The sequence below is a fragment of the Jannaschia aquimarina genome (assembly GCF_000877395.1).
Classification (GTDB): Bacteria; Pseudomonadota; Alphaproteobacteria; order Rhodobacterales; family Rhodobacteraceae; genus Jannaschia; species Jannaschia aquimarina.
The window spans coordinates 37,494-63,224 of sequence record NZ_JYFE01000027.1; the positions used below are offsets into that span (position 1 = coordinate 37,494).

Below are 25,731 nucleotides of genomic sequence, written 5' to 3' on the forward strand. Positions count from 1 at the left end.
CGGTACGTGTCCGCCTACGCCTCCGGGATCAGGATCTCGCGCTTGCCGACATGGTTCGAGGCGCTGACGACGCCTTCATCCTCCATCTGCTCCACGAGGCGGGCGGCCTTGTTGTAGCCGATGCCCAGCTTGCGCTGGATGTAGCTGGTAGAGCACTTGCGGTCCTTCGCCACGATCTGCACCGCCTGATCGTAGAGCGCGTCCTCGCCGCCGGTATTCCCGCCCGTATTCAGACCGAGCACCGCATCTATGTCGGAGGCACTGTCCTCGGACGGTCCGTCCAGCACGCTGGACGCGTATTCCGGCGGGCCGAAGGATTTCAGGTGGTTCACGATCTCCTCGACCTCCTCGTCCGAGCAGAAGGGACCGTGGACGCGGGTGATCTTGGAGCCGCCAGCCATGTAGAGCATGTCCCCCATGCCCAGAAGTTGCTCGGCGCCCATTTCGCCCAGGATCGTGCGGCTGTCGATCTTCGACGTCACGTGGAAACTGATCCGGGTGGGGAAGTTCGCCTTGACCGTACCGGTGATGACATCGACCGAGGGACGCTGCGTTGCCATGACGAGGTGGATGCCCGAGGCACGCGCCATCTGTGCGAGGCGCTGGATGCAGGCCTCGATCTCCTTGCCGGCGACCATCATGAGGTCGGCCATCTCGTCCACGACGACGACGATGTAGGGCAGCTTGACGGGTTCGGTCTCTTCGGTCTCGAAGATCGGATCGCCCGTCTCTTCGTCGAAGCCGGTCTGGACGGTGCGGCTGAACATCTCGCCCTTGGACAGCGCGTCGGCCACGCGGCCGTTGTAGCCGTCGATGTTCCGCACGCCCATGCGGGACATCTTGCGATAGCGCTCCTCCATCTCGCCCACGACCCATTTGAGTGCGACGACCGCCTTCTTGGGGTCGGTGACGACCGGGGACAGCAGGTGCGGGATGCCATCGTAGACGCTGAGTTCCAGCATCTTGGGGTCGATCATGATCAGGCGGCATTCCTCGGGTGTCAGCCGATAGAGCAGCGACAGGATCATCGTGTTGATCGCCACCGACTTGCCCGAGCCGGTCGTCCCCGCGATCAAGAGGTGTGGCATCCGCGCGAGGTCTGCCACGACGGGGGCGCCGCCGATATCCTTGCCGAGCGCGAGCGCGAGCTTCTGGTTCGAGTCGCCGAAATCGCGGGCCGAGAAGATTTCGCGCAGGACGACCTTCTCGCGCCGCTCGTTCGGCAGTTCGATCCCGATCACGCTGCGGCCCGGTACGGTCGAGACGCGCGCCGAGAGCGCCGACATGGACCGCGCGATATCGTCGGCCAGACCGATCACACGGCTGGCCTTCAGGCCGGGCGCGGGCTCCAGCTCGTACATGGTGACGACGGGGCCGGGACGGACGCTGACGATCTCTCCCTTGACGCCGTAATCGTCGAGCACGTTCTCCAGCAGGCGGGCGTTCTGCTCCAGCGCCTCGTCCGAGAGGACGTGGCGTTCGACCGTGGACGGATCGGCCAGCAGGGCCAGCGGCGGCTTTTCGTATTCGTCGGCCTTGTCTTCGAAGGCGAGGGCGGGCTGCGCCTCGGCGCGGGCCTGCCGCGAGGGGGCGGCGGCCTTCTTGACGGGTTGGACGACGCGTGGCGCGTGGGGCTGCGCGGTCACCGGGACGGTCTCGGCGGCCGGCACGGGCGTGTCGGCGGACAGGTCGGGCAGATCGTGGATGCCCGTCGTCTCGGTCACGGCCGGGGCGGGCGGGATGCGCGAAAGCTGCGGCTCCTGCCGGGGGGCCTCGGACGGCGGTGCGCTGAGCGCTTCGGCGATATGGGCGCGGCGCACGCGCGACCGCACGGCGCTGGCGATGCGATTGCGGATGCGGTCCTCGTCATCGGCGGGCGCATCGTCATCCGCGGCGGCCGGGGCGGGGTCGCGCGACAGGAACGACAGGAAGCCGCTGCGCGGGGCGTCCGTTTCCTCGTCATCGTCTTCAAACAGGATTTCGTCCCCATCGTCACCGCGCGCTGTGCGCGAGGCCGCGATCCCGGCGCCGGCGCGACGCGTTCCCCTGGCCGCGGCACGCCCGGCGCCGCCGGTGGCCAGGCGCAACAGGTAGAGCCCGTTGCCGAAACCTTCGAGGAACAGGACCCAGCCCTTCTTCATCTCGTCGCGGGTGAAGCCCAGAACCCAGGCCCCGCTGACGAAGACCGCCGCCGTCAGGACCAGCGTCAGGATCTTCAGCCCGGCCGTCGCGGTGATCGGCAACAGGACGAGCAGCATGCCCAGTACCTGGTCTCCCAGCAGGCCGCCCTGCCCGAAATCATGCGTCCAGGCGGGCGACGGCACCGAGGTCGCGAACCAGGTGGCACAGACCGGGATCCACGCGGCCACGAAGAGCGCACGCGGGAAGGCCCGTTCGGACCCCCAATGGAACGTGTAGCGCGCGCCCCACACCATCAGACCGAGCGCGAGGGCCAGCGCCCCCTTGCCCACGATCAGCATCAGCGGCGCCGCAAGCGTTGCGCCGAAGCCGCCCAGCCAGTTGCGCGGTGCCGCATCCGTCGCCGACAGGAGCGACGGGTCGGATGGGTGATACGTCAGAAGCATCACCGCCAGAACGAGGCCCAGCAGGGCGAGGATGACGCCCAGCCCTTCGCGCCCGCGCCGCGCGAGCGTGATCTGCACCGAGCTATCGAGAAGGGGATCGCGCTGCCTGACCTGATAAGCCATTGTTCTTCCTTATTCGTAGATGCAGGCGCGCAGCCGGGTCAGCCCGCGCGCCACCTCGTCGCGCGGGGCGACCAATGCCGCCCGAATGAAAGCCTGGCCCGGATTGCCGTCCTCGGTCTCGCGGGCGAGATAGGCGCCGGGCAGGACCTTTACCCCCGCCTCGCGCCACAATTTCACGGTCGTCGCCTCGCCGTTGCCGCCCGGCGCGGGCAGCCACAGGAAGAAACCCGCCTCCGGGATCGTCACGCCGGGCACGTTGCCCAGGATGCGCGCGGCCTCTTCGAACTTCTCGGCGTAAAGGCGGCGGTTCTCTTCGACATGGGCCTCGTCGGCCCAGGCGGCGGCGGCGGCCATCTGCAACGGGAGGGGCAGAGGGGCCCCCGCATAGGCGCGCAACTGGCGCATCCGGGCGATATTGCCCGGCCCGGTCACCGCAAATCCGGAGCGGAGTCCGGCGAGGTTCGACCGCTTGGACAGCGAGTGGAAGGCGACCACGCGGTCCGGGTCGGCGCCCGTCGCGGCGACGGCCTGCAGCACGCCCGTGGGCGGGGTGCCGCGATAGATCTCGGAATAGCACTCGTCCGCGAAGATCAGGAAGTCGTGCCGCTCCGCCAGTTCCAGAAGGCGGGACCAGTAGACCATGTCCGCCACCGCGCCCTGCGGATTGGCGGGGGAGCAGATATAAGCGGCTGCGACCCGGTCCAGCAAAGCCGGATCCAGCGACGCGATGTCGGGAAGGTTGCCCGTTGCCTCCGTCGCGTTGACGTAGTGCGGGGTGGCATTCACCGACAGCGAGGCGACGGCATAGACCTGATAGAACGGGTTCGGCGTCAGGATGACGGGGCATTCGCCGTTCTTCGTCTCGGGGACCAGCGCCATGCAGGCGTTGTAAAGCCCCTCACGCGTGCCGTTCAGCGCCAGCAGGTGGTCGGGTGACGCCTCGTAGCCGTAGCGGCGCGACAGCCAGGCGGCGCAGGCCTCCAGCAATTCGGGCGCGCCGTCATTGGGTGGATAGGACATGAAGGCCGCCTGATGGCGTGCGATCACCTCTCCGATGAAAGCGGGAGGCGCGTGGCGAGGATCGCCGATGGTCATCTGCACGGGATCGTTCGCTCCGGGCGGCATATCGCCCAAGAGCGTCCGCAGACGCGGGAATGCATAATCCGGCAGTGCGGAAAACCGCTCTGGTGCGTTCATTGCCTGGCCTCGATGCGGATGCTCTGACGGCGCCGCTTGAAGGAAGGCTAAGCCTCTGATGCGCCGGTGCCTAGATGGCGGTGTCGCTAAGCCCTTCCCCCTGTTGCATTCAGGCCAGCGCCCGCTCTGCGGCGCTGCCCAGGCGCAGCAGCCGCTCCTCGGCCATCGGTGCGGCCATGAGCATGATCCCGCAGGACGGCACGCCGGTCGGCAGCGTCAGCGCACAAAGCCCCATCAGATTGCCGATTCGGGTGTTGCGCAGGCAGGCGAGGTTTTCCTCGACGTAGAACTCCGTGTCCGACAGCAGACGGTCGCGGTCGGGCGGCGTGGACATGACGCTGGGCACGATCACTGCGTCGTAGCCTGCCGTCTCGCGCGCGTAATCGGCGCGCAGGGCGCGCAGCTTGCGCCAGGCGCGCAGGACGTCGACCGCCGAAGCCTGGCGGCCTGCGCGGAAGCGTTCGCGTACGGGGGCGAACATCGCCTCGGGATCCGCCTCGATCGTCTCGCCCCAGATGGCGTAGGCCTCGGGCGCGTAGAGCAGCGGCGAGAGCGCCATCGCCTCGTCCACGCAGGCGAGGGCCTTGCGCTCGATCGAGGCGCCGGCGTCGCGCAGACGGGCCTCTGCCGCCTCGAACGCCTTGCGCGGACCGTCGCGCGAACTGTCGGAATAATCGGCCAACGTCAGCAGGCGCGCGCCATCCAGCGTCGCGTCCGCAAGATCGGCGGGGTGCGTGCCTTCCAGCAAGGCCAGTGCCAGGGCGCAATCCTCGACGTTCCGGGCCAGCGGGCCGATCGTGTCGAAGGTCTCGCAAAGGGGGACGACGCCATCATTCGGCAGGCGTCCATGGGTGGTCTTCAAGCCGACCAGGTCGTTCCAGGCGGCCGGCGTGCGGACGGAGCCGCCGGTATCCGATCCGATGGCAAGCGGCGCCAGCCCGAATGCCACCGACGCCGCCGCGCCGGAAGACGATCCGCCCGGCACCGCCTTCGGGTCATGACGCCCGGGCGGCGTCGCGGTCACGGGGTTCAGGCCCAGACCGGCAAAGGCCAGTTCGGACATGTGCGTTTTGCCCAGACAGACCGATCCGCCCTGACTTGCGCGGGCGACGACTGGCGCGTCCAGATCGGGGGTGCGCCCCTTCAGGAGGGCAGACCCCGCCTCGGTCGCGATACCGGCGGTGTCGAAGAGGTCTTTCCAGCTGATCGGTACGCCGTCCAACACTCCCTTGCGGGTGCCGGAGCGGGCGCGGCGCGCGGCGGCCTCCGCCTCGGCGCGTGCGCGGACTTCGGTGGTGCGCGCATAGACCTGCCGATCGGGATCGCCCACCGCGATGGCCGACAGGTAGGTGTCGCACAGCGCCTCCGGGTCGATATCTCCGGCGGCGATGCCGCGTCCCAGATCGCCCGCGCTCGCCCGAAGCCAGTCATCCATCTCCGCCCCCTTTCGTCGCAGCGTGACGCTAGAGCCGCCGGTCGCCTTGGACAACCGTGCGCGCAGGCGTAAGTGGCGGGGCATGGATACGGACGTGATCATCGTCGGCGGCGGGCTGAGCGGCCCGCTGACCGCCCTGGCCCTGGCACGGGGCGGGATGTCGTCGGTCGTGCTGGACGCCGCGCCGCGCCCCGACCTGCCGGGGCCGTTCACCGGGCGGGCCTACGCCATCGCGCTGGCCGGGGTGCGCATGTTGCAGGCGTTGGATCTGTGGGAGACGATCGAGGACGCGCAGCCGATAACCGGTATTCGCGCCTCCGACGGCCGCGTCGGCGAGGGGGCGTCGTCCCTGCATCTGCGTTTCGACGCGGCGATGATCGGCGAGCGGTCGATGGGCCACATGGTCGAGGACCGGCACCTGCGCCATGCGCTGCTTCAGGCGTGCGTGGCCGACCCCTGCGTAGAGGTCCGGTTCGACAAACAGGTCGTGGCGCAGGATGTGGATGCGCGGGCGACGGTCACGTTGGCGGATGGCGGGACCCTTTCCGCCGCCTTGCTGGTCGGCTGCGACGGGCGCGGCAGCGGTGTGGCCGAGCGGGCGGGCCTGCGCCGCAACGTCAAGGATTACCGACAGACCGCGCTCACCTGCGCCGTCGCCCACGCGCGGCCCCATGACGGGGTGGCGCACCAGCTCTTCCTGCCGCCCGGCCCGCTGGCGATCCTGCCGCTGGCGGACAACCGGTCCTCTCTCGTCTGGACCGAGACCGCCGAGACCGCCGCCCAGATCGCAGCGATGGACGAGGATGCCTATCTCGACATCCTGCGTCCGCGCTTCGGCAGCTTTCTGGGCGAGATCGAACTGACGGGCGCGCGCGGCACCTACCCGCTGACCCTGACTTTGACGCAGGATCTGATCGCGCCCCGCGTGGCGCTTGCAGGCGATGCAGGGCACGGCATCCATCCGATTGCCGGACAGGGTCTGAACCTCGGCATCAAGGACGTGGCAGCCCTGGCGGAAGTCCTGACCGAGGCCCGGCGCCGAGGCGAGGATATCGGCAGCCTGCCGGTGCTGGAACGCTACGCCCGCTGGCGCCGGTTCGACAACGCGCAGATGGGCGTCGCCACGGACGCGGTGAACGCGCTGTTCTCCAACGACGATCCGATCCTGCGCGGGCTCAGACGGCTGGGTCTGGGTGCGGTGGACCATCTGGACGGGCTGAAGCGACGCTTCATCCGCGAGGCAGCGGGGCTGTCCGGGGACCTGCCTCGATTGCTACAGGGGCAACCGCTGTAGCATCGCGATGGTCCGTCCCGGAGACGGGCTGGCCCTCAGTCCAGCTTGCGCGCCTCGTCGACCAGCATGATCGGGATGCCGCCGCGGATCGGATAGGCGAGCCCGGCGGATCTCGACGCAAGTTCCTGTCGATCGGCATCGTAGGTCAGGGGGCCGTGGGTCTGAGGGCAGACGAGGGCCTCCAGCATGCGGCGCTCGTGGTCCGGAGATTTGGGCGAGTCCTCGATCGTCGGCGCGTCGGTCACTGGATCGTCTCTCCGTCACCGGTCTCGCGCATCCCGAACTCCATCAGGGTGACCAACGTCTCGCGGCGCGTGGTCAGGCTGGGCGCTTCGAGAAGGGCCTGCTTCTCTTCGGGATCGAAGGGGCAGAGCATCGAGAGCGAGTTGACCAGCAGTTCCTCTTCGGCGTCCTGGAGACTGTCCCAGTCGGTCGAAAGGGACTGCGATTCGAAGTATTTCTGCAGCAGATTCAAAAAGGCTGGCCTGTCGAAATCGTGGTCCACCTCGGGCTTGCCCAAGTCACGCTCGAAGTCGCTCCAGCCTACATCGGCGCGCAGATAGGGCGTGAAGCCCGTAACCTCGTTCACGATCCGGAAGCGGGATGCCCCGGAAAGCGTTATCATGTAGCGCCCGTCTTCGGTCTCGGAGAACTGGGTCAGGCGCCCGGCACAGCCGATAGTCTGGAGCGTGCGCCCGTCCTTTCCCGCCTTCTCGCGTGGCTGGACCATCCCGATCAGGCGATGGGGCGTCTTGAGACAATCCTCGATCATCTGCAGGTAGCGCGGCTCGAAAATATGAAGCGGCAGGCGGGCGCGCGGCAACAGCAACGCCCCCGGCAGCGGGAAAACGGGGATCGTCTCGGGCAGGTCGGCCTTGCGGATCATAACCATCAGCTAGGTCGTGAAAGACCAGATGAAAGGGTCAGGCGAAGATCATCGACGACAGGCGCCGACGGCCTTTCAGAACGATCGGATCCTGGGGCTTCAGCGCATCGAAGATCGTGAAAAGCTGCGCGCGCGCGGCGCCGTCGTTCCACTCCCGGTCGCGGCGGAAGAGTTCGAGCAACTCGTCCACGGCGGCCTCTGTCTCTCCGTTCGCCTGCAACGCGGCGGCCAGATCGTAGCGGGCCTGATGATCGTCCGGGTTGGCCTCGACCGCAGCGCGCAGGTCTGCGACGGGTCCGGCATCCTGCGCCTGCCGGGCGAGCGCAAGCTGGGCGCGTGCGGCCTCCAGTTCGGGGGCGTCGATGATGGCATCGGGGGCGGTGTTGAGGATGCCCTCGGCGTGGTCCAACTCTCCGAGGGCGATATGGGCGCGGGCCAGTCCGCCGCAGGCCGCGGCGTTGGCGTTGTCCTCGCCCAGGATGGCGGCGAAAGTCTGCGCGGCGTCCACGGCGGCGCCGGCTTCCAGCATTTCTTCGGCCGCTGTGACCGCTTCGGCCAGGCCGTCGCCCTCTCCCTCGCCGGCGAGGTCGGCGACGCGGGTGACGAAGGCGTCGATCTCGGATTGCGGCACCGCACCCTGGAAGCCATCGACCGGCTGCCCCTTCCAGAAGGCATAGACCGTCGGGATCGACTGGATGCGCAGTTGCGCGGCGACCTGCTGGTTGCGGTCGACGTCGACCTTGGCCATCCGCACGCGGCCCTTCTTGGCGGTCACCGCCGCTTCGAGCTGGGGGCCCAGTGTCTTGCAGGGGCCGCACCAGGTGGCCCAGAAATCCACGATGACCGGGACCTCCATCGAGGCCTCGACGACGTCGATCATGAAGGTTGCCTCGTCCACGTCCTTGATGACGTCGGCGGCGGGCTGCTGGGATTGCTGGCCGAATTCGAGCATGGGGGCCTCCTGAGCGGTTGGCTCCGATCTAGGCAGGGCGCGGCGCGGGGGCAAGCGGGCGTCAGAGATCGAACGTCGCGAAGACGGGGGCGTGATCGCTGGGCTTTTCCCAGCCGCGGACGTGGCGGAGAACGCGGGACGAGTGGGCGGCGCTCGCGATGTCGGGCGTGGCCCAGACGTGGTCGAGGCGGCGGCCCTTGTCGGCCTTGTCCCAGTCGGGCGAGCGGTAGGACCACCAGGAATAGAGCTGGCCTTCGGGGATGTCGGCGCGGGTGACGTCGACCCAGGCGCCGGCATCCTGCGTCTGGCCCAGCGTCTCGACCTCGACCGGCGTGTGGCTGACGACCTTCAGAAGCTGCTTGTGGGACCAGACGTCGTCCTCGCGCGGGGCGATGTTGAGATCGCCCACCAGAATGGATTTCGCGGGCCGGTCGGCATGGAAGGCGTCGCGCATCGAGGTCAGGTAATCCAGCTTTTGTCCAAACTTGTCATTGACTTCCCGGTCCGGCACGTCGCCCCCGGCGGGGACGTAGAAGTTGTGGATCGTCACCCCGTTTTCGAGCCGGCCTGCGATGTGGCGGGCATGGCCCAGATCCGCGTGATCGTCGGCGCCGGCTTCCTCCAGAGGCAGCTTCGAGAAGATAGCGACGCCGTTATACCCCTTTTGCCCGCGGGCGACGCGCCAGCGGTAGCCGAGGGCCTCGAACGCTTCGGTGGGGATCTTGTCCACGGGGGACTTGCACTCCTGGAGGCAGAGGATGTCGGGCGCTTCCTCCTCCATCAGCCGGGCGACCAGACCCTCCCGCAGGCGAACCGAGTTGATGTTCCATGTTGCGAGAGTGAAGGGCATGACGGCTCCGGTCTGTGCAAAAATGCGGATGCACTCCCTGTGCACCCCCTGTGCACCCCCCGTGCAGACGATGTGCACATGGCGGGCTCAGTCAGGAGTCCCGTATCAGCACCTCCCGGACGGGAAGCAAGGCCTCGAACCGATCCGTGAGGGCCGCGACGAGGCCGTCTCCGGTCTCGCGCCAACCCTCGGGCAGGGGGCCGCCCAGGGCGAAGGATTTGCGGCGCAGCAGGTCGCCGTGCGGGTGCTCGGGCGCATAGGGTTTGGGCACCCGCTTGAGCGGGTCGGGGCCGATCTCGGACAGGGACCCGCCAGAGGCTCCCATCGCCTCGGTCAGATCGTCGCCATGGCGGTCGATCAGAGCCCTGAACCGCGCGAGCCCGTCTTTGTCGAAGCCGGGCCAGCCGAGGCCCGCGAAGGTCGCCGCCGGCTCGATCCCGAAATAGAAGGAGGGGCCGGGATCGACCGGGGCCCAGAGCATCGCCAGCATCGTCTTGTAGGGGGACTTGTCCTTGGAGAAGCGAATGTCGCGGTTGATGCGGAACACCTTCGGGCGGTGCGGCGTGCGGGTCAGTCGGGCCAGATCCTCGGCCACGAGATCGGCGAACAGCTTGGCCGGGGCTTCGATATCGCGTTTCCAAGCCGCCTTGCGCGGTTCGAACCAATCCCTGGAGTTGTTTTGCGCGAGGGCAGCGTAGAAGCGCTGGGCCCGGTCGAGCATCTTGGTAAACCCATCGTCGGACATGAACCCTCCACCCCCGGATCGGTGCCGTGGTCGCGACCCCGCCGGGATCGTCGCGGACAGGTGTGGCAAAGATCAAGCGGCAAAGGGGCACGCCGTGTGCCGGACAGAAAAAAGGCCGGACGCGAGGTCCGGCCGAGTCCAACAGGGAGGTGCGGTCGATTGCCCGCGACCGCAGCGGGTATCTTTACTCTAACCCGAAAAATGTGGCTGCCGTTAGGTAAACGAAGGTCGGAGACGTGAAGATTTCCGGCCTGTTGCACCCGCATCACGCCATCAGACGGTAGCCCCCGCTTTCGGTGACCAGCAGGCGCGCGTTCGACGGCTCGGGCTCGATCTTCTGGCGCAGGCGGTAAATGTGGGTCTCCAGCGTATGGGTCGTGACGCCCGCATTGTAGCCCCAGACCTCGTGCAGCAGCACATCGCGCGCCACCGTCCCATCGCCGGCGCGATAGAGGAACTTGAGGATGTTCGTCTCTTTCTCGGTAAGGCGGATCTTCTTGTCGTCCTCGGTCAGGAGCATCTTCTGAGCCGGCTTGAAGGTGTACGGCCCGAGGGTGAAGACCGCATCCTCGGATTGCTCGTGCTGGCGCAGCTGGGCGCGGATACGGGCCAGCAGGACCGGGAACTTGAAGGGCTTGGCGATGTAGTCGTTGGCGCCCGCATCCAGCCCCAGGATCGTGTCGGCATCGGTATCGTGACCCGTCAGCATCACGATGGGGCACTTGACGCCCTGCTTGCGCATCAGGCGGCAAAGCTCGCGCCCATCGGTGTCGGGCAGGCCCACGTCGAGCACGATCAGGTCGTAGAGCTGTTCCTTGGCACGGGACATGCCGGTGGCGCCCGAATCGGCCTCGAAGACGTCGAATTCCTCGGTCATGACCAGTTGCTCGGCCAGGGCGTCGCGCAGGTCGTCGTCGTCGTCGACCAGGAGGATTTTCTTGAGGTTGGCCATCGTCACCACTCCGGATAAATGCTTTGGCCCGGAAAGTGACGCAGCGGAGGGCGCGCGCCAAGGCGTCTTCCGCCGCTCTCACGGACGCTTCACGGGGACGTGTCGCCAATGGGCGAAATGTTTCATATCTGTCGCGCCGGGGGCCGTCATGCCCCGTCCATGTTTCAGGATCCCACCGTGCTGACCCCCACGCCGACCGAACTTGCCGCCCGCGCGCGCGCCGATCTGCGCTCCGGGTTGCCCGTCGCGACGCGTGGGATGCTGATGGCGGCCGCCGAGACGGTCTCGGCCGGGCGGCTGGCGGGGATGCGTGATCTGGGGCCTCTGGTGCTCGCGATCACGGACCGGCGGGCGGCGACGCTGAAGGCGCGGGCCTATGACGGCGATCTGGCGCGGGTGGTGGTGCCCGGCGATGCCGACGTGGCCTGGCTGCGCGCGGTGGCCGACCCGGCGGACGATCTGCGCGCGCCTATGAAGGGACCGCTGGCCACCCTGCGCGACGGGGATGCCGGCCCGTGGCGGACCGGGCTCGCGCTGGCCAAGGCGGCGCAACTGCTGCCCGCGATGGTCGGGGTGGAAACGCCGACCCTGCCCGAGGGGATCACCGTTCTGGACCGCGCGGCCGGGGCGGGGCCGCTGGCGGGCGTAGCCGCGGCGCGCCTTCCCATGGCCTTGGCGGGGGCCGGGCGGTTGCACGTCTTCCGCGAGGGCGGCGGAGAGGAGCATTACGCCGTCGAGGCGGGCACCGTGGACCGCGCCGCGCCGGTGCTGGTGCGCCTGCATTCGGCCTGCTTCACCGGCGACGTACTGGGCAGCCTGAAATGCGATTGCGGCCCCCAGCTTCATGCCGCGCTCGGGGCGATCCGCGACGGGGGTGTCGTGCTCTACCTCAATCAGGAGGGCCGGGGGATCGGCCTGGCGAACAAGATGCGGGCCTACGACCTGCAGGACCAGGGCTTCGACACGGTCGAGGCGAACCACCGGCTGGGCTTCGAGGATGACGAGCGCGACTTCCGGCTGGGCGCGGGGTTGCTGCGGAAGTTAGGGATCGGGAAAATCAAGCTGATGACCAACAACCCCCGGAAGATTCAGATGATGCAGGACCAGGGGATCGACGTTGTGGAGCGCGTGCCCCTGCATGTCGGGCGCGGACCAGAGAATGCCGGTTATCTCGATGTCAAGCGCACCAAGTCGGGGCATCTGGAGTGACGCCCGACGATTTGGTCGTGACGCCCACGGGGCTGCGCTTCGGGGGCCGCCGCATCCCCTGCACCATCGGGCGCGGTGGCATCCGCGCCGACAAGCGCGAGGGGGACGGCGCCACGCCCCGGGGGGTGCACCGGATCGTGGGCATGCTCTACCGGCCGGACCGGATGGCGCGGCCCGCGCCCTGGGCCCTGCCCATCGGGCCGCGCGATCTCTGGTGCGATGATCCGGCCCATCCCGATTACAACCTGATGACCGGTGCGCCGTTCGACGCGTCGGCCGAGCGCCTGAGGCGGGCCGATCCGCTTTACGACCTGGTCATCCTGACGGATTGGAACTGGCCCTTCGCGCAGAAGGGGCGGGGCAGCGCGATCTTCCTGCATCGCTGGCGCCGTCCGGGCTGCCCGACCGAAGGCTGCGTCGCCATGGCACCCGAAGACCTGCGCTGGATCGCCCCGCGGATCGGCTACGGGACGCGGGTGATCGTCTGAGCCGGCAGGGTCGTGGCGGTCCGGGGTTGGCACGGGAGATGAAGGACCGGCGGGAGGTCTTCGAGTCGCAGATCGGCTGCCGGTCTCAATTCTGCGAGGTTCAGTCCCCCTTCGCCGGCAAGCCACTCTGAAATGAGGACACGGTATCCGGCCTTGCAGGCGCCCTCGACAAGTGTCGGGTCCGGGCCATGTGATGGGCGTTCCGGATGGGCGACGGCCATCATCGGGTCGCTGAAGGCGCCCGTGAAGGTCTCGGGCGCGCCGAAGTAGAGAACGGGCTCCGAAAGGTCGTCGAGCCGCGCCGACGCTTGAGCGGTGAAGCTCCGGTGGTCTTGCGCCTTGTCGAAATCGTCGTAGGCGAGCTTTGCGGCCGTACCGATCCCGATGCCGGTCGCCGCCAGAGCGACCATCGCCGTGGCCCGTCGTGGCAGCAGCGCCGCCACGAGCGCGCAGATCGCGATGAGCCCGAAGATGCGGGTCGACGCGATCTGGTGCAGCCGGGCGTCGCCCGAGGGCAGGGCGGAGCCGAGCAGGATCGTCATTGTGACGCCTAGCACGACCCCGGTCAGGAGGAGCGGGATCGCACGTCCCGGGACATGGCTCGCCAGCCGGGAAATCGCATAGGCGCCGAGAGCGGCCATCGCGGGCACTGTCGGGAGGAAGTACCGCATGTTGGAGCCGAGGCCGCCATGCCAGGTCCGCATCACGAACGGGGCCAGCCAGACAAGGAGCAGAAGCAGGACGAAGATCAGGCTGCGTCGATGAGCCGTGTCATGGGTCACCAGCAGAAGGGCCGCGCATCCCAGCCACGGCAAGCTCTGAAGCAACGCCTTCTTGTGAAAGCCCCAGAACGACAGGGTCCCGTCCGGCTGCGGGACGATCCCCGCTCGTCGGTCGGGAATGGCCGTCGCATCGAGAAACAAGCCGTCGATCCCGGCCCAGAACTTCATCACGGTCTGGGGGGCCACCAGACCCGCCGCTGCGATGGCCAGGACGCCTAGAAGCGCCGTCCCTTGGACCGCCCTCCGGCTGAGCGGGCGCGCGATGCGCAGGACGACGAGACCGCCGAGGATCAGCAGGACCAGCGATCCGGCGGTCAGATGGGTGGTGAAATCCGTGCCCCCTCCCCCGCTGGATCCGTAGGATAGCGGGTTCCACGTCCCGAACTTGATCGCGTTTGTGTAGGACAGAAGCGCGATCGGGGCGGCGAGGCCCGCCGCGCCGCCCGCGAGCACCTGAACCGGGCGCGCGGCCCAGAGGATCGCGGCGGCGGCGATGACCGGCAGGATCAGGATGCCATCCAGACGAAACAGCATTCCCAGGCCGATCGCGAGGCCCGAAAGCAAGGCGAGGCGCCAGGCTCCATGCTCTGCACGTGCGGAGTCGAGATACAGCACCAAGGCGAGCGTCGTCATAAATACGCTGACCGAATGCGGCCAGTGGCCGACGACATATTCCGCCCAGAAGGTCGCGAAGACCAGCAGCAGCACCGCGCCGGTCGCGACGGGCTCGCTCCCGAAGAGGCGCAGGGCCAGGCTGCGTGTCGCGAAGAGCGTCCCGATCCCGGCGGCGACGTTGAGGGCGATCAGGCTCGACTGGCCGAAGATCGGCGTCAGGAGGGCGCCGAAGATCGCCGTCCCGGCAGGGTATTGCGGAGCAAGGCCAGCTGGCCCGTCGATCAGCAGCATGATGCGCAGATCCGGCGAAGTGACGCCCGCGACGCCGTTCTCGACGGTCAGGCTCCCGAGCCGCCAAAGCGCATCGGCGCCGATGAAGTAGACCACTTCATCGACATTGAAGAAGCCCGGGGAGGCCAGCACTGAGATTGCGAGAATGGCGACGGAAAGGACTAGCAGGGGCGTCTGGCCTGTCAGCCGCTCGGGCAGGGTCATCCGTTGCCGCCCCGCGCCAGTTCGGCCTTCAGAAGACGGCCGCGGATCTCGGCGGACAGGACCCGGTTCGCAGCGACGAGGTCCGCGATCAGACCTCCGACGAAGGTGACGGCGGCAGCCGCGATCAGAGCGGTCCCGATCACGAGCGACTGCACGTGGCCGTCGCCCTCTCCGATGCTGTAGAGATAGAGAAAGCGCACGAAGGCGAAGATGCCGGGTGTCGACAGGAAGACCGCCATCACCGTGAAGAACCGGAGCGGGCTGTAGAGCACGGCGATCCGCAGGATCGTCTGCATGGACCGCATCACGTATTGCGGGATCGACCGGATGAGACGGGACTCCCGGGTGGGGTCGTTGACCTCGACCGGGACGGACATGACCGGCATCCCCATCCGACCGGCCTGGATGATCGTCTCGAGCGTATAGGTGTAGCGGTCGAAGACATAGAGCTGCATCGCAGCGTTCTTGTGGATCGCGCGGAACCCGCTGGGTGCGTCCTGTACGTCGGTCTGGCTGGCCATGCGGACGACCCAGCTTCCGAGCCGTTGAAGCGCGCGTTTGAAGATCGAGAAATGCGCGATGGTGGTGATGGGGCGCGCTCCAATCACGATCTGCGCCTTTCCCCTCAGGATCGGGGCGGTCAGGTCGGCGATGCAGGACGCCTTGTACTGGTTGTCCCCGTCGGTGTTCACGATCACGTCCGCGCCGGCACGGAGCGCCGCTTCGAGACCGGCCATGAAGGCCGAGGCAAGCCCGTGATTGTGGGACAGGCGGACGATGTGGTCCACGCCGTTCTCCCGTGCGACCTCGATGGTGCGGTCGGTCGAGCCATCGTCGATGATCAGCCATTCGACGGAATCGAAGCCCTGCACCTCTCGCGGGAGGTCGGCCAATGTGCCGGGAAGGGTCGCTTCCTCGTTGTAGCAAGGGATCTGGATGATCAGTTTCATGGGCGCCCCGGATCGCGTTCGGACCCCCGATAGATCCCTAATCTGGCGACACTTGGGCCGATGGCTCTGGAACAGTGACGAAACGAGGACAACCGGCGAAGCTCGAACGCCTCGATGCGGCCCGCCGGGATCCTGTGCCAGCGGTGTCGGACGCGGATTTGGGGGTCGTGCCGCCGTCTGGAGGACTTAATGGCACGCGACTTTCATTCGAGGTTCGTCAGACCCTGACCGCCGATGGTCGAGCTGGAAGGTGAGCTTCGGGCGGGGGTCTCGGGAATGGCACCGACCCCGCCGGGACGGACGGTCAGCCCTTGACGCGTGCGCCGAAGATCGCCGAGCCGACGCGGATATGGGTGGCGCCGAAGGCGATGGCCTCTTGGAAATCCGCGGACATGCCCATCGAGAGCCCGTCGAGGCCGTTCCTCTCGGCGATCTTGGCGAGTAGCGCGAAATGGAGGCTGGGGGCCTCATGCTCGGGCGGAATGCACATCAGTCCGTCCAGCGACAAGTCAAGTTCCCGGACTTCGGCAACAAGCGCGTCCGCCTCGTCCGGAGCTACCCCGGCCTTCTGGGGTTCCTCACCGGTATTCACCTGGACGAAGAGTCGGGGGCGGCGCCCCTCCTGTGCGGCGATGTCGGCGATGCGGCGGGCCAGCTTGATGCTGTCGACGGTGTGGATCGCGTCGAACAACCGAACGGCCGGGCGGACCTTGTTGGATTGGAGCGGGCCGATCAGGTGCAGTTCCGTGTCGGGGAACCGGTCTTTCCAGGCGGGCCACTTGTCCTGGGCCTCCTGAACGCGGTTTTCTCCGAAGATGCGATGGCCTTCCCCGAGGACGGCCTCCACCCGTTCGGGGGGCTGGACCTTGGAGACGGCGATCAGCTTGACCGAAGCGGGATCGCGCCTGGCGCGGTCGCAGGCCCGGGTCAGGCGCTCGGTGATGTCGGACAGGCTCATGGCGCGGGTCTAGCGTGCCGGACCGGGAAGGTGAATCGCAAAGGCGGCCGGGACGCCGCGTATGTTTGTGGGTCAAAAAAAGAAGAGAGCGGGCGCAAGGCCCGCTCTCCCTTGAACGAAGATCCTTGGAAGGATCAGAAGCTCATCGCGACGCCGAGCGACACGGTGTCGATTTCGAAGTCCAGCGCGGTGCCGGCAACATCAACATCCGAGCGGCCGTAGCCGAACTGGATCTCGGCGCCACCGCCCAGATCGTAACCGGCGGTCAGGCCGATGCCGTCGACTTCGATGTCATCGTGGTCGTACTGGCCGTAGTTGGCCGAGACCGAGATGGCACCCGAGGAGTAGCCGATGCCGATGCCGACGTGGTCGGTGTCGTCGCCGTCCGTCAGGAAGCGGCCCGACTGGGCTTCGGGATCGCCGGCGATGGCCTGAGCGGCGCCCAGGTTGATCGACGGGATGTGGTTGCCGAAGCGCATGTAGCTGATGCCAGCCGAGAAGTCGCCGAAGGAGCCGGCAACCGACAGACCCCAGGTGTCGACGGAGACGTCGGCCAGTTCGGCTGCCTGGTAACCAGCGCCGAGAGCAACCGTGGTGCCGCCCAGGTCGAGGTCGTACTTGAAGCCGATGCCCAGGACGTCGTCGTTGTCGTCGCCGTCATCATCGTCAAGCTCGGCCGAAACCGCGACGCCGAAGGCGCCGAACGAGTAGTCGTAGCGCAGGATCTGGCCGTCATACAGACCGTCGAGGCCGGCATTGCCGTTGTAGCCCAGCGTCTCTTCGTCGTCCTGGATCGAGCCGTTCGAGAACAGCGTCTCGGTCAGGGCCCAGTCCAGCGCGCCGTCGGTGTCGCCCATCGTGATGGTGCCGAAGGCGCCCGACAGGAAGATGACTTCGCCGCCCTGGTCGGTCGACGAGAAGGCGTCGCCGTCATCGGATTCATCGAGGTCGATCGACGCACCGAAGGTCAGGCCGCCGTCGGTTTCACCGGACATGGTGAAGGTGACGTCGATGTCGGTGTGGAAGCTGGTCGAGTCGCTGGTGTCGAAGTCCGAAACGAACGGGTTCAGCGGATCGGTTTCGTCAATGACAGCTTCCACGTTGTCGACGCGCGAAATGCCCATCTCGGCGGAGCCGGACAGGGTGATGTCCGCAGACGCGGCGCCAGCGAAGGCGACGAGCGCGGTCGAGGCGAAGAGTACGTTCTTCATTTTGTTCCCTCGTGTTTCTCAAGGATCGTCCCCACCACGGGAATCGCGTTGGGCGTGATCGTCGTTTCGACCATCGGCGCGGCCCCCGCAAGCAAGGCCCCCCGGCGGTTCCGGTTTTCGCCCGGTCCTTGGTGCAGTCTTGCCACAGTGCCTCCGAAGCCCGCCCAACTCCCGCCACGCTGCGTCCGGTCGGCCACAGGCGCGCCCTTGGCAGCGGCGCGCGCGCGCGCTACGCAGGCGCGAGCCAAGAGGGATAGCGGAATGCGGGCAGGCGCGATGTTCAGGGTGACGGGATGGGTCGCGGCCGCGGCGCTGCTGGCCGGTTGCGGCGGGGGCGACCTCTTCGGGCAAACCAACGAGGAGCGGATCGCCAATCAGGAGAATCCGCGCACGATCGCGCGCGAGGCACGGGCGAACCGGCGCACCTCCTCGGTGTTCGACCTGTTCGACAACCGCGACGACCCCAATGTCACGCTGGAAGTGAACAAGTATCTCTGGGCGGCCTCGCTGGACGTGCTGTCGTTCCTGCCGGTGCAGGCGGCCGATCCGTTCTCGGGCGTGATCCAGTTCGGTTACGGCACCCCGCCGGGCGGCGGCCGCGCCTACCAGGCCACCGTCTACGTGCAGGACCCCGCGCTGGACGCGCGCAGCCTGAACGTCGCGTTGCGCACCCGCAGCGGTGCCGTCAGCCGGGAGACGCAGCGCGCCATCGAGGACGCCATCCTGACCCGCGCGCGTCAGCTTCGCATTCGCGACTCGCGCCTCTGACACGATAATCCATCCCGCGGGCGCGCCCGGCGGGACCCGCCGGAGTGACACCGATGGACCGATACGACACCTCGCAGATCGAGCCGAAATGGCAGAAGGCGTGGGACGAGGCCGACCTCTTCCGCGCCGTGCGCGACGAGCGCCCCAAATACTACGTGCTGGAGATGTTCCCCTATCCGTCCGGGCGCATCCATATCGGGCATGTGCGCAACTACACGATGGGCGACGTCATCGCGCGGTACAGATCGTCCTGCGGGTTCAGCGTTCTGCACCCGATGGGCTGGGATGCGTTCGGCATGCCGGCCGAGAATGCCGCGATGGCGTCAGGCGGCCACCCGAAGGACTGGACCTACTCCAACATCGACACGATGCGCGGCCAGATGAAGCCGCTGGGCCTGTCGATCGACTGGTCGCGCGAATTCGCCACCTGTGACCCGGAATATTACGGCCAGCAGCAGGCTCTGTTCCTCGACATGCTGGAGGCGGGGCTGGTCTACCGCAAGCCGGCGATCGTGAACTGGGACCCGGTCGACATGACCGTGCTGGCCAACGAGCAGGTGATCGACGGCAAGGGCTGGCGCTCCGGTGCGGAGGTGGAGCGGCGCGAGCTGGTCCAGTGGGCCTTCGCCATCTCGTCGATGGCCGAGGACCTGCTGGACAGCCTCGACCGGCTGGAGGATTGGCCCGAGAAGGTCCGCCTGATGCAGGAGAACTGGATCGGGAGGTCGCGGGGTGCGCAATTCAGCTTCGAGGTGGAAACGGCGCCAGACGGTCACGGTGCGATCGAGGTCTACACGACGCGGCCGGACACGATCTTCGGGGCGTCCTTCGTCGGAATCTCTCCCGATCATCCTCTCGCGAAGACGCTCGAGGCCGAGGATCCGGACGTCGCGTCGTTTTGCTCACGGTGCCGAAAGCTCGGAACGACGGCCGAGGCCGTGGAGAAGGCCGAGAAGCTAGGCTTCGACACGGGGCTGCGCGCGCGGCTGCCGGGCGGGTTCGTTGAAGACCTCCCGGTCTACATCGCGAACTTCATCCTGATGGATTATGGTACCGGCGCGATCTTCGGCTGCCCGGCGCACGACCAGCGGGACCACGATTTCGCGGTGAAGTACGGCCTGCGGATCGTCGAAGTCATGCGCCCGAAAGGCGCGGATCGTGACGACGGGATCGAGCTGCCTGCCATCCTGGAGGCGCCTTTCGTTCCGCCCAAGGATGAACTGGTTGAGTATATCCGCCCGGTGGCTGGCCCGGATCAGATGACGGGGCAGCAGGCGATCGACCATGCCGTGTCGTGGTTCGAGACGGTGCATCGGAAGTCGGACAATGTGGATAGGCAGCTTGGCGTGGGCGTGACCAAGTATCGCCTGCGCGACTGGGGGCTGAGTCGCCAGCGCTACTGGGGCTGCCCGATCCCGGTCGTGCATTGCGACACCTGCGGCGTGGTGCCCGAGAAGAAGGAGAATCTGCCGATCCGTCTGCCCGATGACGTGACCTTCGACGTGCCCGGCAACCCGCTGGACCGGCACCCGACCTGGCGCGACGTGGCCTGCCCGAATTGCGGCGCCCCGGCGAAGCGCGAAACGGACACGATGGACACCTTCGTCGATTCGTCCTGGTACTTCGCCCGCTTCACCGCGCCCCGGGCCGAGACGCCGACCGATCTGGACGACGCCGCGTACTGGATGAATGTCGACCAGTATATCGGCGGGATCGAGCATGCGATCCTGCACCTGCTCTATTCACGGTTCTTCGCCCGCGCGATGGTCCGGACCGGCCACCTGCCCCAGGGTACCGAAGAGCCGTTCGACGCGCTCTTCACGCAAGGCATGGTGACGCACCCGGCCTATGTGACCAAGGGCGACAAGGGGCAGCCCGTCTACCATCTGCCCGAAGACGTGGATGTCTCGGCCCGCAAGGTCGCCGCGACCGGAGAGGCCGTGGACGTCATCCCCGCGATCAAGATGTCCAAGTCGAAGAAGAACGTCGTCGACCCGATGGACATCATCGCCCGCTACGGGGCCGACACGGCCCGCTGGTTCGTCATCTCCGACAGTCCGCCCGAGCGGGATTTCGAATGGACACCCGAAGGCGCCGAGGCGGTGGCCAAGCACCTCTCGCGGGTCCACAGGCTGGCCACCGACATCGCGCGTGCGGACCGGGATGCCAACGAGCATGACGCCGCATTGGAGAAGGCGACGGCGCGGGCCGTCCACGAGGTGACCGAGGGGATCGAGGGCTTCGGTTTCAACAAGGCGGTGGCCAAGCTCTACGAGTTCACCAACGCGATTTCCAAATCCGACGCGGGGGCCGAGGCACGGCGCGCGGCGATGCGGACGCTGGCCCAGCTCATGGCGCCGATGACCCCCCACCTGGCCGAGGAGGTCTGGCAGATGCTGGACGGTGAGGGCTTCGTGATGCGCGCGCCCTGGCCCAAGGCCGATCCCGCGCTGCTGGTGGACGACACGGTGACCCTGCCGATCCAGATCAACGGCAAGAAGAAGGCCGAGATCGAGGTCGCCAAGGACGCCGACAAGGCCACGGTCGAGGCGCTGGTGTTGGATCAGCCCGCGGTCGTGAAGGCGCTGGACGGCGGCCAGCCGAAAAAGCTGATCGTCGTGCCCGGCCGGATTGTGAACGTCGTGGTCTGACGCGCTGCCGCTGCCGATCCGGCGCGCCAGCGCGTCCGGCCGGGTGTCCTCCGTCTTCGATCCGTCCCCCATTGTCCCCCGCGCCCCTCAGCCCGTAGAACGGCGCCATGAACCGCCGCGCGCTGCTCCTGCTTCCTCTTCTCGCCGCCTGCGGCTTCACGCCGGTTTACGGCCCCGGCGGGCAGGCCTCGGCCTTTCGCGGGGCCGTCCGGGCGGAGGACCCGCGGACAGACGAGGAATTCGCCTTCGTCGCCCGGATCGAGGAACGGTTGGGCCGCCCATCGGCGCCGACCTACGATCTCGCCTATACATTGACATCCGATGAGACCGGCCTCGCCATCGACGGGTCCAACAACATCACCCGCTTTTCGGTCGAGGGCCGCCTGCGCTGGACCCTCACGCGGGCCGACCGGACGATCCTTTCGGGGACCGAGACCGGCTTCACCGCCTATTCTGCCACCGGTTCGCCGATCTCGACGCTGGAATCCGAGCGCGACGCCCATCGGCGCCTGTCGATCATCCTGGCGGACAAGGTGATCGCGCAGCTTCTGTCGGGGGCCGCGTCGGGCGCGCCGATGGACGTTCTGGATGACGCGATCGAAGCGGGTCCGTTTCCCGACGATCTGACGCCCGGATGATCCTGCGGGGCGCGCAGGCCGACGGCTTCTTTCGCAAGCCCCCCGCCGATCTGGCCGCCGCACTGGTCTACGGCACCGATGCGATGCGCGTGTCGCTCAAGCGGCAGGACCTGATCCGCAATTTCGCCGGAGCGGAGGCGGAGCAGGATATGCGCCTGACCCGGATGGAGGCGGGCGCCGCGCGGTCCGATCCGGCCTCGGTGATCGACGCGCTCAAGGCGGTGGGGTTCTTCCCCGGCCCCCGCGTGGTCTTCGTGGACGGCGCGACCGACCAGCACGCCGCGCCGCTTGTGGCCGCGCTCGATGCCTGGGCGCCGGGCGACGCCGCGCTGATCGTTGCGGGGGGAAACCTCAAGAAGACCTCCAAGCTGCGCAAGGCGTTCGAGGCCGATCCCAAGGCCGTCGCCATCGGTCTCTACGACGACCCCATGACCCGAGCCGAGATCGACGCCGCCATCGCCGCCGAGGGGCTGCGTCTCACCGACGAGGCGCGACGTGATGTCGAGTCGCTGGCGACCCGGCTCGATCCCGGAGACTTTCGCCAGACGCTGACCAAGATCGCGCTCTATGCCGGTCAGGAGGTCGCGGACGGGGACGCCGTCGCGCTGATGTCGCCGACCAGTCACGAGACGGCCACCGATGATGTGATCCACGCGGCCGCCGACGGCGATCATGGCGCGATCGGGCCGCTCATGTCCCGGCTGGCCGCGCAGGGGACGTCGCCGGTAACGCTGGCGATCTTCGCCACGCGGCATTTCCAGCAGCTTCACGGGCTGGCCGCGGGCACCGGTCAGGCCTGGGGGCCGCGCCGCGACGCGATGCAGCGCCAGGCCCGCGCCTGGGGGGCCACCCGGCTGGAAGGCGCGCTCGCCCTGCTGATGGAGACGGACCTGACCCTGCGCTCCTCCTCGGCCGCGCCGCAGATGGCGGTGATCGAGCGCGCGCTGATCCGGCTCAGCCGGATGGCCGGGGCGCGCTGAGGGTTCTAGCGAAATGGGAAGACCGTGCGGGCCGGTACGTTCATAATGCGATGAACACGACGGCAGGGGGACATCCGAGATGCTGAGATTGCACGGCCGGGTCAGGTCGCGGACCATGCGCCCACTCTGGCTGCTGGAGGAATTGAGCGCAGATTACGAGTATGTCTCGGTCATGCCCCGCTCTCCCGAGGCCGGGGCGATGTCGCCGCTGGCCAAGATCCCGATCCTTGAGGTGGATGGCGAGGTGATCCTCGACTCGGTGGCGCAGATGACGTTTCTCGCCGATCGTCATGGCGCCTTCACCCACCCTGCCGGCACCGTCGCACGCGCCCGTCAGGACGCCTTTTCGAACGCCGTCCTGGAGATGCTGGATGCGCCGCTCTGGGCCTATGCGCAGCATAGCTTCGGCCTGCCGGAGGAGTACCGCGTGGAAGGCGTGAAGCCCACGCTGACATGGCAGATGGAGACCTACTCGGCCAAGATCGCCGATCTCATGGATGGCGATTTCGCCGTGGGAGAGGCCCCGACGATCGCGGACATCCTGCTGGCCCATTGCGCCGGATGGGCGCGGGGCCTCAAGATGGATCTCGCGCCTCCGGTTCTGGAGCACATGCGCCGGATGCGCGCCCGACCCGCCTTCGAGCGGGCGTTGGCGAGGGGGGAAGACGAATGAAGATCGGATTCTGGGGTCTCGGCTCCATGGGGATGGGCATGGCGCAATCGCTGGTGCGCGCCGGACATGAGGTAACGGGCCACGACCCGCGGGGCGTGACGCTCGAAGGGGGTGTCGACGTCGAACCGGGCGAGATGCGGGCGGCCGTGATCTGTGTGCTGAACGCTGCCCAGACAGAGGCGGTGATCGACGGGCTGCTGGGCGAGCTGCCTGCGGGCGCCGTGATCGTCGCCTGCGCCACGGTCCCGCCCGACTTCGCCCGCGCGCAGGCCGGGCGTGCCGAGGCGGCGTGGCTGCACTATCTCGACGCGCCGATCTCGGGCGGGGCCGCCCGGGCGGCCAAGGGGGATCTGGCGATCATGGCCTCCGGGCGGCCCGAGGCCTTCGACGCGGCCGCACCGGTGCTGGAGGCCTGTGCCTCGACCGTCCACCACATGGGAGACGCGGCCGGTCTGGGATCCGCGATGAAGGCGACGCACCAGATCCTGGCGGGTGTGAACATCGCCACGATGGCCGAGGCGATGGTCTTCGGCATGACGCAGGGCATCACTCCCGAGCGGTTCATGGAGATCCTGCCCTCCTGCGGTGGCACGTCCTGGATGCTGGAGAATCGCGGCCCGCATATCCGCGACGGCGATTACACCCCGCATTCGGCCGTCGATATCTGGCCCAAGGATCTGGGTATCGTCGAGGACATCGCCGCAGCGACGGGGATGGAGTTACCTTTGGTCCGCGCGGCATTGGCGCAGTATCGGGCCGCCTCCGCCGCCGGCCACGGGGGTGAGGACGACGCGGCCGTCGCCAAGGCCTATGCCGCGCAGGCCGGCGTCAAGCTGCCGGGGCAGGCATGAGCGAGGCCCGCCTGCGCGAAGAGCTGTGCGCCATCGCCGCCGACCTCTTCGGACGCGGGCTGACGCATGGCTCGACCGGCAATATCTCGGCCCGGACCGAGGATGGGGGGCTGCTGGTCTCGCCCACCGGATCGAGCTTCGGGCGGCTGGATCCCGCGCGGCTTGCGCGGTTCGACGCAGATGGTCGGCATGTGGATGGCGACGCGCCCACCAAGGAGATGCCGCTACATGCCGCCTTCTACGAGACCCGCGCCGGGGCGGGCGCCGTGGTCCATCTGCATTCCTGTCATTCAGTGGCGCTGTCCCTGTTGCCCGCCGAGGACGAGGGCAACTGGCTGCCGCCGCTAACGCCCTACTCGGTCATGCAATTGGGGAAGGTGCGTCTGCTGCCCTATTTTCTGCCCGGCGATCCCGCGATGGGCGACGCGGTGCGCGGTCTGGCCGGGCGCCGCTCGGCCGTGATGCTGGCCAATCACGGCCCCGTGGTGGCGGGCAAGAATGCGCAATCGGCGGCCAACGCCATCGAGGAGTTGGAAGCGACCGCCCGGCTGGCGCTGCTGACGCGCGGGATGCCGGTCCGGGCGCTGGACGACGCGCAGGTCGCGCAGGTGGTGGAGAGGTTCGACGTGCAATGGGACTGAGATTTTCGGCCAATCTGGGCTTCCTCTGGGCCGATCGGCCCCTGCCGGACGCGATCCGTGCGGCCAAAGCGGCAGGTTTCGACGCGGTCGAACTGCACTGGCCCTACGAGACGCCCGCGGACGAGGTGAAGGCCGCTCTGGACGAGACCGGCCTGCCGTGCCTGGGCCTCAACACTTTGCGCGGAGAGACGAATGGGCTGAGCGCGATCCCCGGACAGACGCGCGAGGCCCGTGCCGCCATCGACCGGGGCATCGCCTATGCACGCGAGATCGGGGCGGGCGCGCTGCACGTAATGGCGGGCTTCGCCGAGGGGCCGCAGGCCGAAGCCGCGTTCCGCGAGAACCTGGCCTATGCCTGCGAGGCCGCGCCGGACCTGACCATCCTGATCGAGCCTCTGAACCGCTACGACGCGCCGGGTTACTTCCTGACGACGACCGGGCAGGCGGTCGTTCTGATCGACGCGCTGGAGCGGGAAAACCTGAAGCTGATGTTCGACTGCTATCATGTGCAGATCATGGAGGGCGACCTGACCCGACGCTTCGGTGAGGTGCGACGCGCAGTCGGGCACGTGCAATTCGCAGGCGTGCCAGACCGCGGTCCGCCCGATGCGGGCGAGATCGCCTTCGACCGCCTGTTGCCCGCGCTGGACTGGGACGGACCGCTCGGGGCGGAGTACAAGCCGGGCGAGGATACCGACGTGACGCTGGGCTGGATGAGCGCGTTCCGCTGAGCTGGACGGATCGGACGGGGCCTCGAGCCCCCTCCGATCCGGCTGGGGGCTCTGCCCCCAGACCCCGGGAT

At 67.9% G+C, this 25,731-nt stretch carries 24 protein-coding genes; 11 read left to right on the forward strand and 13 right to left on the reverse strand.

Annotated features, from left to right (window positions below):
* Window positions 1-14: 14 nt before the first annotated feature.
* From jaqu_RS07405 to jaqu_RS07415, 3 genes are all read right to left on the reverse strand, one after another.
* Window positions 15-2,708 carry a DNA translocase FtsK gene (locus jaqu_RS07405; protein ID WP_043918325.1) on the reverse strand — a complete coding sequence of 898 codons (2,694 nt, stop codon included), beginning with the start codon at window positions 2,706-2,708 and terminating at the stop codon, window positions 15-17.
* A gap of 9 nt (window positions 2,709-2,717) precedes the next feature.
* The gene (locus jaqu_RS07410) at window positions 2,718-3,905 is read right to left on the reverse strand and encodes an aminotransferase class I/II-fold pyridoxal phosphate-dependent enzyme (RefSeq protein WP_043918326.1); all 1,188 of its coding nucleotides are present in this window, start codon (window positions 3,903-3,905) and stop codon (window positions 2,718-2,720) included.
* 109 nt (window positions 3,906-4,014) lie between these two features.
* Entirely contained in the window at window positions 4,015-5,340 is a 1,326-nt protein-coding gene (locus tag jaqu_RS07415) for an amidase (protein WP_043918327.1), read from the reverse strand.
* Window positions 5,341-5,422: 82 nt separating this feature from the next.
* On the opposite strand from jaqu_RS07415, the gene jaqu_RS07420 reads away from it, so the two are divergent.
* Complete coding sequence (locus tag jaqu_RS07420; protein ID WP_043918328.1) at window positions 5,423-6,634, forward strand: UbiH/UbiF/VisC/COQ6 family ubiquinone biosynthesis hydroxylase; 1,212 nt, start codon at window positions 5,423-5,425, stop codon at window positions 6,632-6,634.
* Window positions 6,635-6,669: 35 nt separating this feature from the next.
* Here the strand turns inward: jaqu_RS07420 and jaqu_RS07425 are convergent, their stop codons facing one another.
* From jaqu_RS07425 to jaqu_RS07450, 6 genes are all read right to left on the reverse strand, one after another.
* On the reverse strand, window positions 6,670-6,822 hold the full coding sequence (locus jaqu_RS07425; protein WP_084629551.1) for a Trm112 family protein: 153 nt from the start codon (window positions 6,820-6,822) through the stop codon (window positions 6,670-6,672).
* Window positions 6,823-6,875: 53 nt separating this feature from the next.
* Window positions 6,876-7,520: an LON peptidase substrate-binding domain-containing protein gene (locus jaqu_RS07430; RefSeq protein ID WP_043918409.1), complete on the reverse strand. Its 645-nt coding sequence runs from the start codon at window positions 7,518-7,520 to the stop codon at window positions 6,876-6,878.
* A 37-nt stretch (window positions 7,521-7,557) separates the two neighbouring features.
* Window positions 7,558-8,472 carry a tetratricopeptide repeat protein gene (locus jaqu_RS07435; RefSeq protein WP_043918330.1) on the reverse strand — a complete coding sequence of 305 codons (915 nt, stop codon included), beginning with the start codon at window positions 8,470-8,472 and terminating at the stop codon, window positions 7,558-7,560.
* A 61-nt stretch (window positions 8,473-8,533) separates the two neighbouring features.
* A complete protein-coding gene (locus jaqu_RS07440; RefSeq protein WP_043918331.1) occupies window positions 8,534-9,322 on the reverse strand; it encodes an exodeoxyribonuclease III in 789 nt (262 codons plus the stop codon).
* A 91-nt stretch (window positions 9,323-9,413) separates the two neighbouring features.
* Window positions 9,414-10,067, reverse strand: a complete 654-nt coding sequence (locus tag jaqu_RS07445; RefSeq protein WP_052500837.1) for a DUF2461 domain-containing protein — start codon at window positions 10,065-10,067, stop codon at window positions 9,414-9,416.
* Window positions 10,068-10,332: 265 nt separating this feature from the next.
* Window positions 10,333-11,019 (reverse strand): response regulator transcription factor, encoded by a 687-nt coding sequence (locus tag jaqu_RS07450; RefSeq protein WP_043918332.1) that lies wholly within the window; start codon window positions 11,017-11,019, stop codon window positions 10,333-10,335.
* Between the two features lie 159 nt (window positions 11,020-11,178).
* Between jaqu_RS07450 and ribA the strand changes: the two genes are divergently transcribed.
* Window positions 11,179-12,228: a GTP cyclohydrolase II gene (gene ribA, locus jaqu_RS07455; RefSeq protein ID WP_043918411.1), complete on the forward strand. Its 1,050-nt coding sequence runs from the start codon at window positions 11,179-11,181 to the stop codon at window positions 12,226-12,228.
* Window positions 12,225-12,716: a L,D-transpeptidase family protein gene (locus jaqu_RS07460; RefSeq protein WP_043918333.1), complete on the forward strand. Its 492-nt coding sequence runs from the start codon at window positions 12,225-12,227 to the stop codon at window positions 12,714-12,716. The genes ribA and jaqu_RS07460 overlap by 4 nt, the downstream gene beginning before the upstream one ends.
* Here the strand turns inward: jaqu_RS07460 and jaqu_RS07465 are convergent.
* The 4 genes from jaqu_RS07465 to jaqu_RS07480 all read right to left on the reverse strand — a co-directional run bounded on the left by jaqu_RS07465 (window position 12,692) and on the right by jaqu_RS07480 (window position 17,727).
* Window positions 12,692-14,608 (reverse strand): hypothetical protein, encoded by a 1,917-nt coding sequence (locus jaqu_RS07465; protein ID WP_043918334.1) that lies wholly within the window; start codon window positions 14,606-14,608, stop codon window positions 12,692-12,694. The two genes, jaqu_RS07460 and jaqu_RS07465, sit on opposite strands and share 25 nt — an antisense overlap.
* Window positions 14,605-15,558, reverse strand: a complete 954-nt coding sequence (locus tag jaqu_RS07470; RefSeq protein ID WP_043918335.1) for a glycosyltransferase family 2 protein — start codon at window positions 15,556-15,558, stop codon at window positions 14,605-14,607. Before jaqu_RS07470 ends, jaqu_RS07465 begins: the two co-directional genes overlap by 4 nt.
* Before the next feature lie 304 nt (window positions 15,559-15,862).
* Window positions 15,863-16,516 carry a YggS family pyridoxal phosphate-dependent enzyme gene (locus jaqu_RS07475; protein ID WP_043918336.1) on the reverse strand — a complete coding sequence of 218 codons (654 nt, stop codon included), beginning with the start codon at window positions 16,514-16,516 and terminating at the stop codon, window positions 15,863-15,865.
* Between the two features lie 134 nt (window positions 16,517-16,650).
* Window positions 16,651-17,727: a porin gene (locus tag jaqu_RS07480; RefSeq protein ID WP_043918337.1), complete on the reverse strand. Its 1,077-nt coding sequence runs from the start codon at window positions 17,725-17,727 to the stop codon at window positions 16,651-16,653.
* Window positions 17,728-17,988: 261 nt separating this feature from the next.
* Between jaqu_RS07480 and jaqu_RS07485 the strand changes: the two genes are divergently transcribed.
* The 8 genes from jaqu_RS07485 to jaqu_RS07520 all read left to right on the forward strand — a co-directional run bounded on the left by jaqu_RS07485 (window position 17,989) and on the right by jaqu_RS07520 (window position 25,660).
* Window positions 17,989-18,495, forward strand: coding sequence for a DUF3576 domain-containing protein (locus jaqu_RS07485; RefSeq protein ID WP_043918338.1), 507 nt, complete (start codon window positions 17,989-17,991; stop codon window positions 18,493-18,495).
* A 53-nt stretch (window positions 18,496-18,548) separates the two neighbouring features.
* Entirely contained in the window at window positions 18,549-21,146 is a 2,598-nt protein-coding gene (gene leuS / locus jaqu_RS07490; RefSeq protein ID WP_043918339.1) for a leucine--tRNA ligase, read from the forward strand.
* Window positions 21,147-21,253: 107 nt separating this feature from the next.
* Window positions 21,254-21,784, forward strand: a complete 531-nt coding sequence (gene lptE, locus jaqu_RS07495) for an LPS assembly lipoprotein LptE (protein WP_043918340.1) — start codon at window positions 21,254-21,256, stop codon at window positions 21,782-21,784.
* Entirely contained in the window at window positions 21,781-22,764 is a 984-nt protein-coding gene (holA, locus tag jaqu_RS07500) for a DNA polymerase III subunit delta (RefSeq protein WP_043918341.1), read from the forward strand. The genes lptE and holA overlap by 4 nt, the downstream gene beginning before the upstream one ends.
* A 79-nt stretch (window positions 22,765-22,843) precedes the next feature.
* A complete protein-coding gene (locus jaqu_RS07505; protein WP_043918342.1) occupies window positions 22,844-23,437 on the forward strand; it encodes a glutathione S-transferase family protein in 594 nt (197 codons plus the stop codon).
* Entirely contained in the window at window positions 23,434-24,288 is an 855-nt protein-coding gene (locus jaqu_RS07510; RefSeq protein ID WP_043918343.1) for an NAD(P)-dependent oxidoreductase, read from the forward strand. The genes jaqu_RS07505 and jaqu_RS07510 overlap by 4 nt, the downstream gene beginning before the upstream one ends.
* On the forward strand, window positions 24,285-24,929 hold the full coding sequence (gene otnC, locus jaqu_RS07515; RefSeq protein ID WP_043918344.1) for a 3-oxo-tetronate 4-phosphate decarboxylase: 645 nt from the start codon (window positions 24,285-24,287) through the stop codon (window positions 24,927-24,929). The genes jaqu_RS07510 and otnC overlap by 4 nt, the downstream gene beginning before the upstream one ends.
* Window positions 24,926-25,660, forward strand: coding sequence for a hydroxypyruvate isomerase family protein (locus tag jaqu_RS07520; RefSeq protein ID WP_043918412.1), 735 nt, complete (start codon window positions 24,926-24,928; stop codon window positions 25,658-25,660). The genes otnC and jaqu_RS07520 overlap by 4 nt, the downstream gene beginning before the upstream one ends.
* Window positions 25,661-25,731 lie beyond the last annotated feature (71 nt).